The following is a 16,299-nucleotide window of genomic DNA, read 5'->3' as shown; positions in this document are numbered from 1 at the left end:
TTATTGGTAGTATTATTGTTGACAGTTTTTTTCCATACTAAACTGCGATGAACCAAAGACTCTTTTAATGAAATTTGTCCGTGTTTGAATAAATATAAGAAACTAGAAAACGCACTAACTGTATTGGATACTTTATTTGCACCAATAGCTGAGTGGATGGGAATTCCTAAAAGCAGCATGATAGGTAAACTAATTAATCCTCCACCTCCTGCTAAAGTTCCCAAAGTGGTTGCGACCATACCTGTAAAGAATAAAGCGATGTATTCCAACTAAACCACCTCCTCTATATAGTGTATTTCATGACAATCAATAAGGAAAATTAAAGTTTATTATTGATTTCGATAAATAAAAGTAATTAAAATTAAACAAAAAGGAATCGATTAGACGATAACTAACACTTTTTTACACTAAATGCAAATGTGTTTTCTACAAGTATAGGGAAAATTCGGCTATATTTGTAATAGATAGAATATAAGTTTTATTTCAATGATTTTGGCGAAACTCACCTTTCTACAACCAAAGATAAAAAAGTTTTGATAGAAATTATTAATCCTTTTTACGTTATAATCTACCATATTTGACCTTCCTTCAAATTCAAACAATCTTTATATCATTCATTTCGAGAGGTTACATTATTCAAAAAGAGAGAAAGTTATAAAAAAATAATTGCAATCGAACCAAATTCAAGCGATAATAAGATTCATAGATATTTTTGGCAGAAAAATGGTGGTGGAAATTTCATGAAAGTCGTAAAATTTGGCGGGACTTCTGTTTCGTCGGCTGAGCAGATAAAAAAAGTTTTCCAAATTGTTACAGCAGATCCTGAGCGAAAAATTGTTGTCGTCTCAGCACCCGGAAAAAGAAAAAAGGATGATATAAAAGTTACAGATTTGCTGATAAAATGCGGGGAAGAATATTGTAAAACGGGAAATGGGAAAGAAGCTTTTTTGGCAGTTGTTGATCGTTATGCAGAAATTGCTCACGAACTGGGGGTATCCGAGCATATTATTGATCGGATCGCCGCTGATTTACAAGAAATTTTACATGGGGATCGATCAAATGCTTCTCGGTTTATGGATGCAGTAAAGGCAAGTGGAGAGGATAACAGTGCTAAGTTGATTGCCGCTTATTTTCAATCCTGTGGTGTGGAAGCACACTATGTGAATCCGAAAGAAGCAGGTTTGTTTTTAACTGATGAACCGGGAAATGCGCAAGTGCTCCCTGAAGCATATGAACAATTGAAAAAACTTCGTGACAGACCCGGAATTTTGATATTTCCAGGGTTTTTCGGCTATTCAAAAACAGGTGAAATTGTTACTTTTTCTCGCGGGGGCTCGGATATAACGGGTTCAATCTTGGCCAGTGCCGTTGGAGCAACCGTTTATGAAAATTTCACGGATGTCGATGCCGTCTATACCGTTAATCCGAATTTTGTTGACAACCCGAAAGAAATTCATGAAATTACTTACAAAGAAATGCGAGAGTTATCCTACGGCGGTTTTGGCGTATTCCATGATGAGGCACTTATTCCTGTATTTCGCTCCGGTGTTTCGGTTAATATAAAAAATACAAATAACCCAAATCATCCGGGAACGAAAATTGTCCATCATCGGAATAACCAGAACGGTCCGGTTGTAGGAATAGCCAGTGATACCGGTTTTAGTAATATCTATGTGAATAAATATTTAATGAATAGGGAGATTGGTTTCGGTCGTCGGCTTCTGCAAATTTTGGAAGATTTCCATTTGTCATATGAACATACGCCATCCGGAATTGATGATATTTCTGTTATTTTACGGCAAAATCAACTGGATTTAGCAACGGAAAGACAGGTTCTAGAGCGGATAAAGACTGAATTACATGCTGATGAAGTACATATTGAACATGATTTAGCAATGATTATGATAGTCGGTGAAGGAATGAGGCAAGCGATCGGAACAATGTCTCGAGCTGCTGCAGCCTTTGCAAGAAGCGGAGTAAATATTTTAATGATCAACCAAGGTTCATCAGAAGTAAGCATGATGTTCGGTGTGAAAGCAACTGATGAGAAGAAAGCAGTACAAGCATTATATGAAGAGTTTTTTAACTAAAAGTCTGGTTTGACCGGGCTTTTTTTCTGTGGAAAGCAAAATGACCATTCCACCTGGTCATGTTAACATGTAAGGCAACTGATTTTGTGGAGGAAAAAAGATTGTAAAAATTAGAGAGATAAACAAGTTTTTAATAATGATAATGAGATTAAAAACAATACAAGATCGTCTATTAAATTAAAAAGTAGAGTTTGAATTTATTTAACAAGACTTGCTTGTTGAATTTTAACAAAAATAATAGAATGGAAAATCAATTGAAATATAATTGTAATATTATAGTAAATAGATTGAAACTAGACTCGTGTAGAATAAAATACTGAAATCGACTTAATAGTAAAGGTGGTTATAATCTTGAAGAAGCCGCTTACAGCACTGAGTGCAACAATTGTACTTGGAATTGGTGCTTTTTCATCGGTACCAACATATACATATGCAGAAACAAGTAATTCTATTCAAAGCAAAATTATACAAAATCAGACAGAAAAGGCAAAAATAGATGAACAGATTGCCAGATTAGAACAAACGATTGCAGAGAATCAAAAAGTTATGGAAGAAACAACAGAAAAAATCGCGGCCACTCAAGCAAAAATCGACCAGTTACAAACTGAAAAAGCAGCCATTCAGGAACAAATGGCGAAACGGGAAGAACAAATTAAGAATCGGCTTCGTGTTATGCAAGCTGGTGGCGGACCATTAGGATATTTGGAAGTTTTGCTCGGTGCTACTGACTTTGAGGATTTCATCAGTCGTGCAAGTGCTATTTCAACATTAACAAAAGCAGATCAAGATTTAATTGCAAAACAAGAAGAAGATAAAAAAGCGATTGAGGAAACTGAAAAAGCTGCACAAGATGAATTAAATAAACTTAATGATATGAAAGTAGAACTGGCAGGTATGCAAAGTCTGATCGCTGAGCAAAAATCCCAAGCGGAATCTATTAAACAACAATTAGCAACAGAGGGAGAACAACTTTTGGCACAGAAACTCGCTGCTGAACAAGCTGCCCAACAAGCGGCTCTTCAAGCGGCAGTTACAGCAAGTACAAATAATTCAACAAATAATACAAGTAGTAAAACAGCAGTTGCTAAAGGAAATAAACCATCCAGTTCTTCATTTGTTCCAACGGTAAGCGGCGGAAATGCAATAAATACTGTAATTTCTGCCGGTAAACAATTTCTTGGTAATTCTAGTTATGAATTCGGTAAAGCAGATCCTGTAAATGGCGTTTTTGATTGTTCCGGATTTGTTAATTGGGCCTTTGCTCAAGCCGGTATTTCTGTTGGACGTTCAACAGGAGTACTCGTTGGACAAGGTACGAAAGTTGCCCCGAGTGACATGCGTCCGGGAGATCTTGTATTCTTTAATACTTATAAAACAAATGGTCATGTTGGTATTTATTTGGGAAATGGACAATTTATCGGTTCCCAAACCAGTTACGGTGTTAGAATAGAAAATATGACAAGCGGCTACTGGGCTAATGCATTTAATGGAAATGTAAGAAGAATCATCAATTAAAATAGTAAACATTATTAAGGTCGACCGATTGTTAATTGGTCGGCTATTTTTTTCTTTTATAATAAAATTTTGGAAATAGTATATAATGATTACAACATATTTTACTTTTTTAATAGGGGGTATACTAATGAAGTTTCTTGTCGTTGGAGCAGGGGCAGTTGGCGGCTATTTTGGGGGACGTTTACTGGAAAAAGGGGCAGATGTCACATTTTTAGTAAGAGAAGGAAGAATGCGCAACTTACAGGAGAAAGGGCTGGTTATTCATAGTGACTATGGGAATGCCACATTATCACCGAAAACGATTATTACAGGTGAAGAAGTTGAATCATATGATGTCATCCTTTTATCAACAAAAGCTTATCAACTAGACAATGCAATAGACGATGTTCGTCCATATGTGGGGGAAAACACAATGGTTATTCCGTTACTAAATGGAATGGCTCATTATAACAAACTGGATGAACAATTCGGTAAAGAAAAGGTAATTGGTGGTCTATGTTACATTGAAGCCACACTGGATAGCGAGGGGGCAGTTATTCAGAAAGGTCCGTTACATATGCTTGTATATGGTGAACGATCCGGGCAAGAATCTGAGAGAATCATAAAATTAGCTGTTGCGTTAAAAGGAACAAAGGCGGATTTTCAATTAAGCTCGACCATTATTGAAGATCTTTGGCATAAATATTTATTTATTGCTACCATGTCGGGAATTACTACTTTAATGAGAGCTCCGATCGGTCCAATTTGTAACCATCCGAGTGGAATGGAGACAATTAAACAACTAACAAAGGAAATAATCGATGTTATGAATGTTGCAGGAGCACCAATATCCAATGAATTAGAGACGATTCAGATGGAAAAGATTGCAAACTTAGCGCCTGAAATGAAATCGTCCATGCAACGAGATATGGAAAAAGGGCTCCCTGTAGAAGCGGATCACTTGCACGGCTATCTGTTAGAAATCGCCAAGACAGCCGATCTTCCCGTACCCGTTTTAGAGGCCGTCTATGCGAATCTAAAAATATATGAGCGTTCACGGTAAAACTTGAGCGTAAGTTTTCTAGAAAAATATATTTTTAACATATAATTGCAAAAAGCATAAGTAGGGACATATCAGACTGTCCGAGGCCGCTGAAAAAGGGTAAACATGATATTGAAAACACTTTCCGGACAGGATATCCGTTTGGTTTACTGGGTTTACCCCTTGTAAATTGTGCAAGCAAATTTATCGAATAATTTTTCAGTGGCTTCAGACTGTCCTTACTTTCATTTAATAAATAAAAGCCATTACATCTTCAATAATTCTCTTACTGCATAGGTAAATCCATTTTCATCATTTGTTTTAGTGATTATATCTGCCTCTTTTTGGACTTCAAGCGGTGCATTGGCCATAGCGATTGCTGTTGTTGCCACTTTAAATTGTTCCACATCATTCCCACCGTCACCAAAGGCATAAATTTCATCAAACGAAATCTTCATATGTTTTTGATATCGTAATAGCGCTGTTCCTTTATTTGCCTCAACCGATGTAAACTCAATATTGTCTGGGTGCGAGGATGCAACAGACAGTGCTAATTTCCCTGCAACAGCTTTTTTTGCAAGGTCGATTGTTTCAATTTGATCAGGTCGAGTAACAGCCATTACTTTATAGATTTTCAAATTGTCTTTTTCAAAAATTTGATCATAATTATAATTTGCGAACATGGACTCGATTTCTTCCCAGCTTTTCCCTTGAATGTCCGGATTACGGAATGGAAAACCGCCTTGATTCGTATATACCATAATACCGAGACCGAGCTCGCTTAAAAGCGAAAATAATTTTTTATACGTTGAAATTGGTATCGAGGCTTCAAATAGAATATCACGATTTTCAGAATAGATAACCGTTCCATTAATACTGATGATAGGAAGATTAAGCTTTCGAATCTCCTCAAATTTAAGAACATCCTCAATTGCCCGGCCTGAGTTAATAATTACATAATGTCCTTGCTCATGCAGATATTTTAAAGTTGCAAAATTTTCCTCTGATATTTCACGGGTTGAATTTAATAGAGTACCATCCAAATCAATTGAAAAACATTTCATCGTCACAAATCCTTTCTTTTTTGGCCATTTTCAAAATATAGTGCATTTTGAATAAAATCTGAAGTAATTAAAAAATCATAACTTCATATTTGTCACACAAGTTTGATCATCTTCAAATGTGGAAATTTCTGATTGGGCACTTTTCTCATCTTTCGTAATGGTTATCGTAAATGTTTCATTTCGGGGCAGCCAAAGATCGATAAATCCGTTAGCATATGTTTTCATTTTTTTATCGACAATAACGTTGCCCTCTGTATTCTCAATATAAACATGAAATTCTTCGTTAGCCATTTCACCGCGGCAGCCTGTCAAACTATGGATTTCACATGGATGGGTTTGGTGGATGTACGGCGCAATGGAAACAAAAAATTCATCTTTGGGAAGATCGTATGTCACTTGATTGGAATTTTTATCTGTCACAATTAGTTGCTGTGAGGTTATCGATGCTGAACCGTTTTTCAAATTACCGACACTGTAGTCATGGACTAATTGTTTAATATCCCCGCTCTGATTTTTTATCGTTGTATTTTTTTCATCATTTATGTTTTTATCCAAATTAATAGAAACGAAAAATGATATAAATACTATTCCGAGGATACCGGCAAGCCATATGATTTTATTCTTCATGGTGCATCACCCTTCTATAGAATCTTGATAATTTAAATGTAAAACAAGTTAATCAATAATGCAATGAGTAAAACATTAACTGATTCCAGAAAATGGGAATGATAATTTCTATTTTTTAGCAGTTAATCATTGACAAACGGCTATAATTTGTTATAATAAAAAACAAAATGTTTATAATATTGATACGTTTAAAATAGATGGGGAATGATCATGGAACAATTAATACAGGCAAGAAGAGTTGGCAAATTTTATAGCTTTTTTGGCTTCTTCTGGGGCTTTTATTTTAGCGCCGGCTTTTTGTATTGCACAAAATGAATAGTTTTCACTGATGAGTTCTTCATGTAATAGAAAAAGTAATTATACTTAATAAAAAATAGAACTCAGCTTATAGGGTTCTATTTTTTTATTTCAACTAACGAAAAGAAGGTGCTTTTCATGAAAAAATTATTCGTTCATTTGGGGGATAGGAGTTATCCAATTCTTATTGAAAAAGGACTCCTTGAACAAGTTGGTGAAGAAATTAAAAAAATTTATGCAGGACGGAAAATTTTTGTTGTAACAGATGTTCATGTCAATCAACACTATGGCAGAAACGTCTTAACTAGTCTTGAACATGCCGGATTTCAAGTAGATCTATTAGCTTTGCCGGCCGGAGAAGAGACAAAATCCTTCCATATTCTTCCAAAAATTTATAATCAATTTTTAGATTTTAAATTGTCAAGAAGCGATTTAATTATCGCTCTTGGCGGGGGCGTGATTGGTGATATTGTCGGCTTTGCGGCATCGACTTATTTAAGGGGCGTTCCATATGTGCAAATTCCAACTTCACTTCTCGCCCAAGTTGACAGCAGTGTCGGAGGGAAAGTTGCAGTCGATTTGGACAGAGGGAAAAATCTAGTAGGAAGCTTTTATCATCCAAAATTAGTACTGATTGATCCGAATGTCCTTCATACTTTAGAGGAGCGGTTCTTTTGGGATGGGATGGCGGAAGTAATCAAATACGGCTGTATTAAAGATGTGAATTTGTTTAATGAATTGAAAAATTACCAAAGTATGGAAATGGTTATGGAACATATTGAAAACATCATTTACCGTTGTTGTGAGATAAAAAAGGAAGTTGTTGAAGAGGATGAAAAGGATACCGGAAACCGAATGCTTCTCAACTTTGGCCATACGCTCGGTCATGCAATAGAAACATTTTACCAATATAAAAAATATACGCATGGAGAAGCAGTGGCAATCGGTATGTACGAAATTTCAAAACGTGCAGAAGAAAAAGGATTAACGGAAAAAGGTGTTGCCGAACAAATTATGCAAATCGTTCAGCAATATCATCTCCCATATCAATTGGAAATCCCAAGTCTTACACCCATTTTGGAAACAATTCAATTAGACAAGAAAAATATAAACGATGTCCTTCATGTTATTTTATTAAAACGGATTGGTGAATCATATATCAAAGAGACGACAATTGATTTCTTTAAATAATTTAGAATTTAGGGGGGGAATAAAATGGACTGCTTAATTGATCCAAAGAAATTAAACGGTGAAGTGAAAGTACCACCATCAAAAAGTATTGCTCATCGGGCAGTTATTTGTGCCGCACTCAGTGATGGATTAAGCCGGATTTCAAACATTGATTATTCTGATGATATTCTTGCAACAATGGAGGCAATGAAATCATTTGGGGCAAAAATGACAAAAAATGAAGACGTTTTGGAAGTTGTTGGCATCTATGCAACCGGGCAACTAGACCGAAAAAGGAATATTGATGAAGTCCTTATTGACTGTAATGAATCCGGTTCTACATTACGATTTGTCGTTCCAATCTCCACTTTATTTCCGGGGGAGCATCGCTTTATCGGCAGAGGAAAATTGGGACAAAGACCGCTTCATACATATTATAATATTTTTGATGAGCAAGGGATTCAATACAGTTACAAAGAAGGTGAACTGGACCTACGGGTTGAGGGTAAGTTAAAAAGCGGTCTTTATGAAGTTACGGGGAATGTTAGTTCGCAATTTATCTCAGGATTATTATTTACGTTACCGCTCCTTGACGGTGATTCAAAAATTGTCATTACGACAGAAATGGAATCAAAAGGGTATATTGATCTTACGTTGAGTGCTTTAAAAGATTTTGGTATTCATATTATTAACCATAATTATCAAGAATTTTTTATCAAGGGAAACCAAAAATATAAAGCCCGTGATTATCGGGTTGAGGCTGATTTTTCCCAAGCAGCATTTTTCTTGGTAGCAAATGCATTAAATAATGAGGTTGTTTTGCATGATTTGAATTTAGACTCGTTACAAGGGGATAAAGAGGTCATTCATATACTGGAACGAATGGGGATGAAATTTTATCAAGAAAATGGAGGTTTAACCGGTAAACCGGAAAAAGAGTTAACGGCAACGGTTATTGATGGTTCTCAATGTCCAGATATTATCCCGGTACTTTCGTTGGCAGCAGCATTAAGTAAAGGAACAACCAAGGTGATAAACGCAGGAAGGCTCCGGATTAAAGAATCGGATCGCCTCCATGCAATCGCGACTGAATTGAATAAAATCGGTGCAAAAATTATTGAAAAAGAGGATGGATTAATTATCGAAGGAGTGCCAAGCTTATATGGCGGTAGCGCAGTATGGAGTCATAATGACCACCGTATCGCCATGACCCTTGCCATCGCTTCGACGGTCTGTAAAACGTCTATTCTAATAGAAGACCATGAATGTGTTTCGAAATCATACCCAAACTTTTGGCGAGACTTTAAAGTACTAGGAGGTCGTTTCTTTGAGCGGGATAACGGGAAATAAGTTAAAACTATCTATTTTTGGTGAATCACACGGCCCGGCTATCGGAATTACAATTGATGGTTTACCGCCGGGTGTTGCAATTGACATGGATAAAGTACTAGCGGAAATGGATCGTAGAAAACCGGGGAAAAGTTTATTATCGACCACACGGAAGGAGAACGATACACCGGAAATAATCAGCGGATTTTTTAACGGATATACAACCGGCGCACCGTTGACAGCAATTATCAGAAATAGCGATCAACGTTCGAAAGTATATGAGGATATAAAAAATTTAATGCGACCGGGTCATGCGGATTATCCGGCATTTGTCAAATATGGCGGGTTCCATGATTATCGCGGCGGTGGTCATTTCTCCGGCAGAATTACGGCACCGCTTGTATTTGCCGGGGCGATTGCTAAGCAAATTTTGGCCGAAAAAGGAATCTTAGTTGGTGCCCATGTAAAAAGTATTCGTCATATTCATGACAAAAGTTTTCAGGATGTGGAAGTAAACCAAGCTCTTTTTGATGAGTTAAAGAAGCAAGAATTACCGCTTATTGACGGAGAAAAACGGACAGAAATTGAAGAGGTAATTTTACAAGCACGAAAAGATATGGATTCGGTCGGGGGAACCATTGAATGTACCGTCGTTGGCATCCCGGCCGGAATTGGGGATCCTTTTTTCAATTCCGTTGAATCCGTCCTTGCTCACTTAATATTTTCAGTGCCGGCAGTTAAAGGAATTGAATTTGGCAAAGGGTTTGAAATGACGAAACTCCGAGGTTCAGAGACGAATGATGCTTACTACTACGAGGGTGATGAGGTTAAAACGCACACGAATAATAACGGCGGCATTACGGGTGGGATTACCAATGGCATGCCGGTTCTATTCACAGTAGCCATTAAGCCAACTTCTTCCATTGCAAAAAAACAACAAACAATTAATATTGCCGAACATAAAAATAGTGAACTAGTTGTGAAAGGCAGGCATGATCCTTGTATTGTACCACGGGCAATACCAGTTATTGAAGCAGTCACTGCCCTCGGAATTTTAGACTTAATGTTCATTTCCTAAAGAGTGATCAACTCCAAGGGATACGAATTTTGTACATCTTCACGGAGTTTTAATTTCATAAAGAGGGGTAAAAAAATGTCAGAGATAGATGATTATCGAAAAAAAATTGATCAAATTGATAAACTATTAACGGAACTTTTTGAGGAACGGATGAACACCGTTATAAAGTTGAGTAATTATAAAAAGAAGGACGGGTTACCTGTTTTAAACCGGGATCGGGAAACGGAAGTAATTGAGAAAAATATAAAAAATTTAAAAGATCCAAATTATCAATGGGCATTGAAAAAATTTTACACAAACCTAATTAATTTAGGTAAGGAACTGGAATATAAAATGATCCGGGATGGTGTTTTTCCCGGCGAACAAATGAACCACTTTTTAAAAGTTGGCTGTTACGGAGTGCAAGGTTCTTTTTCTGAAGAAGCGATGTTCAAATTCTTTGGTAAGAATGTGGAATCAAGCAATTATGAAGAGTTTGAGGATGTTTTTTTAGCCGTGAAAAATGATGAAATTGATTTTGGCGTGGTACCGATTGAAAACTCTTCAACGGGTGCGATTTCCCAAGTTTATGATTTATTGACTAAATACGAGTTTTATATTGTTGGTGAACAATATATTAAAGTGAATCAACATTTAATTGGTCTTAAAGGAACAGACCTGTCAAAAGTCCAGGAAGTATATTCTCATCCACAAGGATTTGAACAAACGAGTAAGTTTTTAAAAAATTATAAGCACTGGCGCTTGATTCCGTTTTTAAGTACGGCTGACAGTGTCCGCCATATTCGTGAATTGAATGATCAAACAAAAGTGGCGATTGCCGGAAAACGAGCAGCGGAAATTTATAATATGGATATTCTTAAAGAAAATATTAACAATAAAGTTGGTAATTCAACTCGATTTATTATTATTTCTAAACATTTACAAGTGGCCGCCAAAAGTAATAAAACGAGTGTTGTCTTCTCATTGGAACATAAAGTTGGGACCCTTTACCAGCTGTTGAGCCATTTTGCTGAAAATGATATTAACATGATGAAAATTGAATCCAGGCCTACCGAAGAAGGAAATTGGAAATACGTGCTATATGTGGATTTTGAAGGAAATATCCGGAGTGAAAAAGTGAAAAAAGCCTTAAGTTTAATTGAAGAAGGCTGTGAGTATTTCCGCTTGCTCGGGTGTTATCAACAAGATACAGTAAGATAATTAGTGAAAGTTGACATTAGTGAAATCGAACAACAAACATGCAAAATCCATCGAGTTTAACGGAAAGGATTGGCAGTTTCCATGGAATTTTACGGACTTTTAGGTGAAAAATTAGACCATAGTATCTCGCCGGAAATTCATGAAAAGATTTTTTCTCTTTTAAAAATCCGGGCAGCTTATAAAAAATTTGAAGTAAAAAAAGAAGACTTACAAAAATTTGTCGATGGATTAAAGGTATTGGAGATTAAAGGGGCGAATGTAACGATTCCTTATAAACAAACGATTATTCCATACTTAGATGGTCTATCAGAAGAGGCAAAAAAATTAAATGCGATTAACACGATATTGCTGAAAGACGGAAAATTATACGGATATAATACTGATTATTTTGGCTTTGGCACGATTCTTCAGTGCAATCATGTTGAGGTTGAAAATAAAGTGTGTATGGTACTGGGCTACGGTGGTGCAGCGAAAGCCGTCGTTCAATACTTACTCGACCATGGGGTAAAAAAATTGTATATTGTATCGCGACGAACATGTAAAGATGTATATGATGATTTGCGAGTTCAATTTATGACGTATGATGAGATCGCTACCGTTAGAGGGGATGTACTAATCAATACAACTTCAGTCGGCATGTACCCGAGTGTGGACGAAAGCCCGGTTGCGGAAGAGATCATTATAAATTTTGCTACATTGATTGATATTATCTATAACCCGCGGGTTACTAAATTTTTGGAAATTGGTCGGCGATTGGATAAAAAGATATGCGGTGGACTGGAAATGTTGGTCGGTCAAGCCATAAAAGCGGAAGAAATTTGGCAAGAAAGAGAAATCAGTCATGAAATTTTGACAAAAGTAATGGATGATTTCGATAAAAAATTTCAGTAAAATGAGTGATTGAATGAAAAACAAATTAGTCATTATCGGTATGCCGGGGAGTGGAAAAACGACCATTGGCAAACTGGTAGCAGAGAAAACCGGAAAGCCTTTTATCGACTTGGATGAATTTATTGTGGAGTGGACAGAAAAGACAATCCCCCAGTTATTTGAAAAGGGAGAAGACCATTTTCGTGAAATTGAAACAATGGCTTGCATGGAAATTGCTAAGCGAAAGGATTTGATTGTCTCAACCGGCGGCGGTGTCATCAAGAAACCAATCAATATGGAATGGTTGAGTGACAGTGGGGTTATCGTCTTTTTAGATCGGCCGGTAGATTTAATCATGGCGGACATCATCGTCCAATCCAGACCATTGTTAAAAGAAGGCAAGGAAAAACTGCTCGCCCTTTATGAAGAGCGGTACGAGTTATATAAAAAATATGCAGATGAGATTATTGCTAACGACCGCATTATTGAAGAAGTTTGTACTGACATTATAGGGATTATGAACAAATATGAAATGATATAAAAGGGCTGCATAATTTGCAGTCCTTTTTTTGGCCAGGAAAGTATAAATTTTTCAATTTCTACTTTCCTAACGCATAAGTGCACAAGGAAAGCTTCGCGGGATTACATCGCAGCCGAAAAAATTTTATATTTTTTCGGTGAACTAACGGCTCTGCTCTCGCCTAAAGGCTCGGACGCCTGAGTTTTCTTTAAAAAGAAAAAATGAATTCATTTATCTTTAACCCTTTGTGTTCTTGTTCACAGCTGGTACTTTTTGCAGTACAGGTTTTCCGGCAAACAATCCCGTATACATCAGCAAAATTCCCATCATGATAATCACACCGATATAAACCGACATCATCGACGGAACCAAGAATGCTCCAAGAATAATGGTTGAACGGGCGATTAAATCAGCCCCACTAAAAGAGACATTTGAAAAAGCGGAGTATGACCCGCGTTTATCATCCGGAATCATGTTCGATTGCTCGGTCTTTCGAATTGGTGAGTAAATCAGTTCGCCAACTGTTGCAATAAAATTAAATAAGACTAACAGATACCAAATGTTTGCCGAAGTGACCGTCACATAGCCAATCCCATAAAGCAAAAGTCCAACCAATAAACCTTTTTGCTTGCTGAAATGATTAACCATTCGATTTATAAAAAATGTCAAAAACACAACCAGCAATGTATTTTCGATATTGAGAATACTCAACATGCGAACCCCGTCAACCGTAAAACCGCCAAAATCAATCGGCTCAAATTCATTTGCTAACCGGACACCAATATAACTGCTCATCGAAAATTCTGCAGCAAAAATGAACATTGATCCGACTACCACTTTGACAAAAGGAGCATCCTTAATGGCAACTTTGTAATTGCTTAATACATCAAGAATAACATTATTATGCTGCTTTTTTAATTGCTTTACAGAAACATCTTGAAGCCACAACCAATAGGCAACAGGCAAACAAGATGATGTAAAAGTGAGAACGGCAAACAATTCGATTTGATGATTTACATAAAACATGCCGCCAAGAGCCGTCCCAATCGCCAGAGATAAATTGACTAGCCAATAATCAATCACATACACTGATTTTCGATTCTCGGGTGTTGTTGAATCAATTATGATTGCCTCCATTGCCGGACTCCCGAGCCGTGACACAACAATAAAAATAATATAACTAACTGCAAACAACCCAATCAACCGGTCACTTGGGAGTAAACTCAACGTCATCAAAAGGAACGTCATCGCACTTAAAGAAGAAGTAATCAGTAATACCTTTTTACGCGGAAAACGATCAGAAATATATCCCCCAATCAAGTTCACAATGAAACTAATAAAAACGGTCACAATTAAAAATGAACCGGCCCAAATTTTTCCTTTTTCTTTGGCAAAAAATAAGGCCATAAAGGGCATTACGGATGAGGAAACGGTTCGATTAAGAAATGAGGTAATTAATCGGACTTTAATATTTTGCGGATATTCGTGCCATTTCATTTGGAAGACCCCCTTATGTTTAGTATATTAAAATAGACATATATAAAAATAAATAGACAATATTAAATATTTTTGTCTACTTTTAGGTGGGAACAAAATGAATGAGTATTTATTTACACTATGGAAATCTATTGAATCAGGGCCGGTTCGAGTAGAGGATATGGCACAAATTTTACATTTAAGTCCAAAACAAACGGCTCGCTATATAAAAACATGGGAAAGGGAAGGTTGGCTTTCATTTACATCAGGACGTGGTCGCGGGAATGTATCGAAATTAACATGGTTGAAAAATGTTGAAGAAGTTTATGAACAAGAGTTAACTACAATGATTGAAGAGGAGCCGATTGAAAAAAGTAGCAAATATTTATTGATGGATTGGTCTCAGGAGCGAAAAACAAGGTTACTAAACCATTTTCAATCAAAGTTCGGATTCAAACAAACTGTCTATGAAATCGATCAACTCATCATTCCCCGCAAATATCCATTTCATTCTCTTCACCCGTTGGATGCCGTCCATGTACACCTGGCAAATTTGGTGGCAACGGTCTATAACCGGTTAGTGGCCATCGATGAAAGAGGAGGAGTGGAACCGGAAATTGCCCATAGTTGGAATATGACTCCAACAAAGCTTAGACTTTATTTAAAAAAAGATGTGAAATTTCATGACGGGTCTATTTTAACGGCGAATGATGTTGTCCAATGTTTAGAGAACATGAGAAAGCAACCTCAATATGCGAACCTTTGGCAACCGGTTGAACGAATTCGTGCCGTAACACCGCTTGTCATCGATATCGATACACCGAATGGTTGCAGCTATACCCTTCAGCTGTTGGGAACAATCATTGCCAGCATTTATAAAGAAACGGATCATGGATTAGTTGGAACAGGTCCTTTTTATGTTGCTGAAAATAGTGAGGTGAAAACAAAATTAATTGCTTTTAAAGAACATTTTCAGGAACGGCCGCTCCTTGACGAAATTGAATTTATCCAAGTACCGAAAGACTATGATTTCATCTATACTTCTAATTTGAAAAAAGAGCCCGAGTCTACTTTTGTCTTTAAAAGTCATTCCGGATTCGGTGTTGTTATAATGAACGCCAATCGAAATTCGGATATCAGCCGGCAAGAGGTACGCGATTACATTCATTCGGTTATTGCGGGGCATCGCCATGAAGTAACTGGTGTATATGAAAAAATGGTACCCAATCATGCGAGCTGCTTATCGCATAAGAAAGAGCCATACCCGATTCCTAAGGTAGAGCGACCTCGTTTTTACGCACCGCTGATCCTTATGCAACGGAAATGGAATGAACCGATGACAAACTGGTTGAAAGAGATTTTGGAAGAGGCAGGGGTTCCGATTGAAGTAAAGTGGCTGACCTTTGAGGAATCAGTATATGAAAAAACGAAACTGGAAGAAGTGGATCTCTATATTCACGGAGAAATTTTTGAAATGAACGAAACCTTTTCTCTTTACTATTTTTTAAAAAACGGATATTCGCCACTTGCCAATATTTTAAACAATGATCTCGAACTAAAAAAACATGTGGATAGGTATGTTCAGACGCCGTTTGAAAAGTGGGATGAGCTTCATGAACAAATGGAAAAATTGTTGATTGAAAAGTCGATTATGATTCCGCTGTATCATCAAAAAAAGGAAATTCCATTTTCAAATGATATCATGAATATCCAGATGAAGCATTTTGGCTATGTTGATTTTTCTAAGCTTTGGGTCCGTCCGGAAATATAATTCATGCATATACGATTGTATTATCTGACTTTTGTAGGATTTCTCCAATTCTTCCGGGAATCTACGAAATGAAGAGGCCATACCCTAATCGTTTATAAAAATCAGAAGAGGATAGGAAATGCATTTTGTAAAACCGCTGAAGAGTAACTTTTTTGGTGTTACAAATGGACGATTTAAAGACGCAATTTTTGTTTTCATATTTTTAAAATTTTCCAATTATGATAAACTAGTTATATATTGTCACTGGATTTAAAAAAAAATTTACACTAGA

14 protein-coding genes are annotated in these 16,299 nt (G+C 36.7%); 10 read left to right on the top strand and 4 right to left on the bottom strand.

The genetic code is table 11. The annotated features are described in order from the left end of the window. Positions 1–269 (bottom strand): TSUP family transporter (locus LIZ98_RS08070; RefSeq protein ID WP_227139346.1); only part of this gene is annotated, 269 nt, incomplete at its 3' end. 471 nt (positions 270–740) lie between these two features. On the opposite strand from LIZ98_RS08070, the gene LIZ98_RS08065 reads away from it, so the two are divergent. The 3 genes from LIZ98_RS08065 to panE all read left to right on the top strand — a co-directional run bounded on the left by LIZ98_RS08065 (position 741) and on the right by panE (position 4,647). Then, entirely contained in the window at positions 741–2,090 is a 1,350-nt protein-coding gene (locus LIZ98_RS08065; protein ID WP_227091799.1) for an aspartate kinase, read from the top strand. 351 nt (positions 2,091–2,441) lie between these two features. Then, positions 2,442–3,605, top strand: a complete 1,164-nt coding sequence (locus LIZ98_RS08060) for a C40 family peptidase (protein WP_108898076.1) — start codon at positions 2,442–2,444, stop codon at positions 3,603–3,605. Positions 3,606–3,732: 127 nt separating this feature from the next. Further along, positions 3,733–4,647: a 2-dehydropantoate 2-reductase gene (gene panE, locus LIZ98_RS08055; protein WP_227139347.1), complete on the top strand. Its 915-nt coding sequence runs from the start codon at positions 3,733–3,735 to the stop codon at positions 4,645–4,647. Between the two features lie 245 nt (positions 4,648–4,892). Here the strand turns inward: panE and LIZ98_RS08050 are convergent, their stop codons facing one another. Both LIZ98_RS08050 and LIZ98_RS08045 read right to left on the bottom strand, forming a co-directional pair. Then, on the bottom strand, positions 4,893–5,690 hold the full coding sequence (locus LIZ98_RS08050) for an HAD family hydrolase (protein ID WP_034770347.1): 798 nt from the start codon (positions 5,688–5,690) through the stop codon (positions 4,893–4,895). 75 nt (positions 5,691–5,765) lie between these two features. After that, positions 5,766–6,317, bottom strand: a complete 552-nt coding sequence (locus LIZ98_RS08045) for a CueP family metal-binding protein (RefSeq protein WP_041903462.1) — start codon at positions 6,315–6,317, stop codon at positions 5,766–5,768. 435 nt (positions 6,318–6,752) lie between these two features. On the opposite strand from LIZ98_RS08045, the gene aroB reads away from it, so the two are divergent. The 6 genes from aroB to LIZ98_RS08015 all read left to right on the top strand — a co-directional run bounded on the left by aroB (position 6,753) and on the right by LIZ98_RS08015 (position 12,802). Then, complete coding sequence (gene aroB, locus LIZ98_RS08040; protein ID WP_041846111.1) at positions 6,753–7,805, top strand: 3-dehydroquinate synthase; 1,053 nt, start codon at positions 6,753–6,755, stop codon at positions 7,803–7,805. Between the two features lie 24 nt (positions 7,806–7,829). After that, positions 7,830–9,134 carry a 3-phosphoshikimate 1-carboxyvinyltransferase gene (gene aroA, locus LIZ98_RS08035; protein ID WP_227139348.1) on the top strand — a complete coding sequence of 435 codons (1,305 nt, stop codon included), beginning with the start codon at positions 7,830–7,832 and terminating at the stop codon, positions 9,132–9,134. Next, the gene (gene aroC, locus LIZ98_RS08030) at positions 9,112–10,191 is read left to right on the top strand and encodes a chorismate synthase (RefSeq protein WP_227139349.1); all 1,080 of its coding nucleotides are present in this window, start codon (positions 9,112–9,114) and stop codon (positions 10,189–10,191) included. Before aroA ends, aroC begins: the two co-directional genes overlap by 23 nt. 75 nt (positions 10,192–10,266) lie before the next feature. After that, a complete protein-coding gene (gene pheA / locus LIZ98_RS08025; protein WP_041903456.1) occupies positions 10,267–11,391 on the top strand; it encodes a prephenate dehydratase in 1,125 nt (374 codons plus the stop codon). A gap of 81 nt (positions 11,392–11,472) precedes the next feature. Further along, positions 11,473–12,282 carry a shikimate dehydrogenase gene (gene aroE, locus LIZ98_RS08020; protein ID WP_227139350.1) on the top strand — a complete coding sequence of 270 codons (810 nt, stop codon included), beginning with the start codon at positions 11,473–11,475 and terminating at the stop codon, positions 12,280–12,282. A gap of 13 nt (positions 12,283–12,295) precedes the next feature. Beyond that, positions 12,296–12,802, top strand: a complete 507-nt coding sequence (locus tag LIZ98_RS08015; protein ID WP_227139351.1) for a shikimate kinase — start codon at positions 12,296–12,298, stop codon at positions 12,800–12,802. A gap of 216 nt (positions 12,803–13,018) precedes the next feature. Here the strand turns inward: LIZ98_RS08015 and LIZ98_RS08010 are convergent, their stop codons facing one another. After that, positions 13,019–14,278, bottom strand: a complete 1,260-nt coding sequence (locus LIZ98_RS08010) for an MDR family MFS transporter (protein ID WP_227139352.1) — start codon at positions 14,276–14,278, stop codon at positions 13,019–13,021. A 97-nt stretch (positions 14,279–14,375) separates the two neighbouring features. Here LIZ98_RS08010 and LIZ98_RS08005 point away from each other — a divergent pair, with 97 nt between their 5' ends. Continuing rightward, positions 14,376–16,028 (top strand): ABC transporter substrate-binding protein, encoded by a 1,653-nt coding sequence (locus LIZ98_RS08005; protein WP_227139353.1) that lies wholly within the window; start codon positions 14,376–14,378, stop codon positions 16,026–16,028. The last annotated feature ends 271 nt before the right edge of the window (positions 16,029–16,299 follow it).

This window comes from Caldibacillus sp. 210928-DFI.2.18 (assembly GCF_020554505.1).
Taxonomy (GTDB): domain Bacteria; phylum Bacillota; class Bacilli; order Bacillales; family Caldibacillaceae; genus Caldifermentibacillus; species Caldifermentibacillus hisashii.
This window is presented reverse-complemented; position numbering and strand designations above follow the sequence as displayed.